Below are 2,563 nucleotides of genomic sequence, written 5' to 3'. Positions count from 1 at the left end.
CGCGAGCCAGGCGCCTCCCGCCGCGGGTGCCACGATGCGGTCGGCGATGCCCAGGTCGTCGATCAGCGCACGGACGCGGCCGCCGCGAGTCGCATAGCTCTCGGCCCCCGCATCGACCACGATGCCGTCGAGCTCGGCCCGCTGGATGGCACCACCCACGGCATCCGCACGTTCCAGCAGCGTCACACGCATGCCGACCTTGGCGCACTCGCGCGCCGCGATCAGTCCGCCGACGCCCCCGCCGACGACGACGACGTGCTTCTTCGCAGCGAGCTCCGCTCGGGCTGCGAGCTCTGCGCGGGAAGACTCATGGTTCGCGGGCTTCGAGGTCATGGCTCAATCCTGTCATCCGCGACCTGGACGAGAGGGCGTGAGACCCGCGCATCAGACCGATCAGATGGAGTGGACGAGCTCGACGATCCGTGTCAGCTGGTCGGGGTCCGCCTCCGGCGGCACACCGTGCCCGAGGTTGACGATGTGTCCGCGGGCGGCGCGGCCGCGCTCGACCACATCGCGCACGTGCGCCTCCAGAACGGGCCACGGCGCCGACAGCAGTGCCGGGTCGATGTTGCCCTGCACCGAGACGTCCGGTCCGAGGATGGCGGCGGCCTCGTCGAGCGGCAGCCGCCAGTCGACGCCGACGCCGTCGGCGATGCCGTCGAGTCGCATGTCCGCCAGGAAGGGGCCGGTGCCCACACCGAAGTGGATGCTCGGCACGCCGATGCCCTCGAGCGCCGTACGCGAGTGCGGAGCGACGAAGGCGCGGTAGTCGGCGGTGCTGAGCGATCCGGCCCACGAGTCGAAGAGCTGCACGACGGATGCTCCGGCGTCGCGCTGCGTCTCGAGGAAGCGACGCGAGATCTGCGCCAGCCAGCCGGCGAGTCGATTCCAGGCGTCGGGGTCTGCGTGCATCATGCCGCGCGCACGCAGGTGCTCCTTCGACGGACCGCCCTCGACGAGATAGGCGGCGAGCGTGAAGGGCGCTCCCGCGAACCCGATCAGCGGGGTGTCGCCGAGCTCGGCGGTCACCAGGCGCACGGCCTCGGCGATCGCCGTGCCGTCGAGGGAGTCCGGGTCGATCGCGGTGATCCGGTCGACATCGGCAGCCGTGCGAACCGGGTTCGCGAACACGGGACCGCGTCCGGGCTCGATCTCCACCTCGACCCCGGCGAGACGCAGCGGGATCACGATGTCGCTGAAGAACACCGCGGCGTCGACGCCGTGCCGACGGACCGGCTGCAGAGTGATCTCGGCCGCGAGGTCCGGCGTGAGGCAGGCGTCCAGCATCCGCGTTCCCACTCGCAGCTCGCGGTACTCGGGAAGCGACCTGCCGGCCTGTCGCATGAACCACACGGGGGCATGTTCGGGGCGTGGTCCGGTGAGGGCGCGCAGCAGCGGAGCGTCGGAGAGAGGCATGACTCCATCCTCCCATCCCGCCCCTCTGGCCGACCTGTGCGCGAGGAGGGGTAGAATCGACCTGTGCTGCTGTGTGTCACGGCGAGTCACAAGACCGCCTCCTTCGATTTGCTCGAACGCTTGAGCCGCACCCCCGATGACGTCGCCTCCACGATCGTGGACACGGCGTCCTGCGTGCAGGGTGCGGTCGTTCTTGCTACCTGCAACCGCTTCGAGGCGTACGTCGAGATGGACGAACCCGTCACGGCGGCCGGCGCGATCGGCGTCGAAGCGGTGCTCGAGGCCGTCGAATCCGCCACCGGCATCCCGACCGCAGAGCTCGACGGCGCCTACGACGTGCACTCCGGTCGCCGAGTCGCCGAGCACCTGTTCTCGGTCGCCTCGGGTCTCGAATCCGTCGTGTCCGGAGAGGGCGAGATCGCCGGTCAGGTGCGCCGCGCCCTGAAGTCCGCCCGCAAGGACGGCACGACCTCTCCCGAGCTCGAGCGCCTGTTCCAGCGCGCGAGCCAGGCGCAGCGCAAGGTCAAGAACGTCACGGCCCTCGGTCGCGCGGGACGATCGCTCGTGCGCCTCGCACTCGAGCTCGCCGACAGCCGCATCGCCGACTGGGCCGCCGAGCGCGTGCTGCTGGTGGGTACCGGCGCGTACGCGGCCGTCACCCTCGCCACTCTGCGCGAGCGCGGCGCCGTCAACATCTCGGTGTACTCACCGTCGGGCCGCGCCGAGAAGTTCGCGGCGAAGCACGGCATCCGGCCCGTCGCCGCCGACGACTACGCGCGCATCGCCTCACGCTCGAGCCTGCTGATCACCTGCACGACGGCCACCGAGCCGGTGCTCACGCCGGCGCACCTGCAGGCTCCGACGGGAATCGCGGCCGCGGGCTGCCCCGTCGCCTCGCACAGCCAGCTCGTCGTCGACCTCGGCATGCCCCGCAACGTCGACCCCGCGATCGCCGCTCTCGAGGGCGTCGCGCTGCTCGATCTCGAGACGATCAGCCTGCACGCTCCGCTCGACGAGCTCCAGGCGACGGATGCCGCTCGCACCGTGGTCCGCGAAGCCGCAGACACCTTCCACGTCGTGGGGAGCCGTCAGAGCGTGACCCCGTCGGTCGTGGCGCTGCGCTCGCACATGTTCGCACTGCTCGAGG

General features: G+C 71.0%; 3 protein-coding genes. 1 reads left to right on the top strand and 2 read right to left on the bottom strand.

What is annotated here, in order from left to right; translation table 11 throughout:
- Together RTM68_RS12770 and hemE are read right to left on the bottom strand one after the other, a co-directional pair.
- Positions 1–333 (bottom strand): FAD-dependent oxidoreductase (locus RTM68_RS12770; protein ID WP_312171472.1); only part of this gene is annotated, 333 nt, incomplete at its 3' end.
- 60 nt (positions 334–393) lie between these two features.
- Positions 394–1,416, bottom strand: a complete 1,023-nt coding sequence (gene hemE, locus RTM68_RS12765) for a uroporphyrinogen decarboxylase (RefSeq protein WP_312171470.1) — start codon at positions 1,414–1,416, stop codon at positions 394–396.
- Between the two features lie 63 nt (positions 1,417–1,479).
- On the opposite strand from hemE, the gene RTM68_RS12760 reads away from it, so the two are divergent.
- On the top strand, positions 1,480–2,563 hold a 1,084-nt coding region (locus RTM68_RS12760; protein ID WP_396654231.1), incomplete at its 3' end, for a glutamyl-tRNA reductase.

The sequence above is a fragment of the Microbacterium sp. genome (assembly GCF_031988965.1).
In the GTDB taxonomy this organism is placed as follows: domain Bacteria; phylum Actinomycetota; class Actinomycetes; order Actinomycetales; family Microbacteriaceae; genus Microbacterium.
This window is presented reverse-complemented; position numbering and strand designations above follow the sequence as displayed.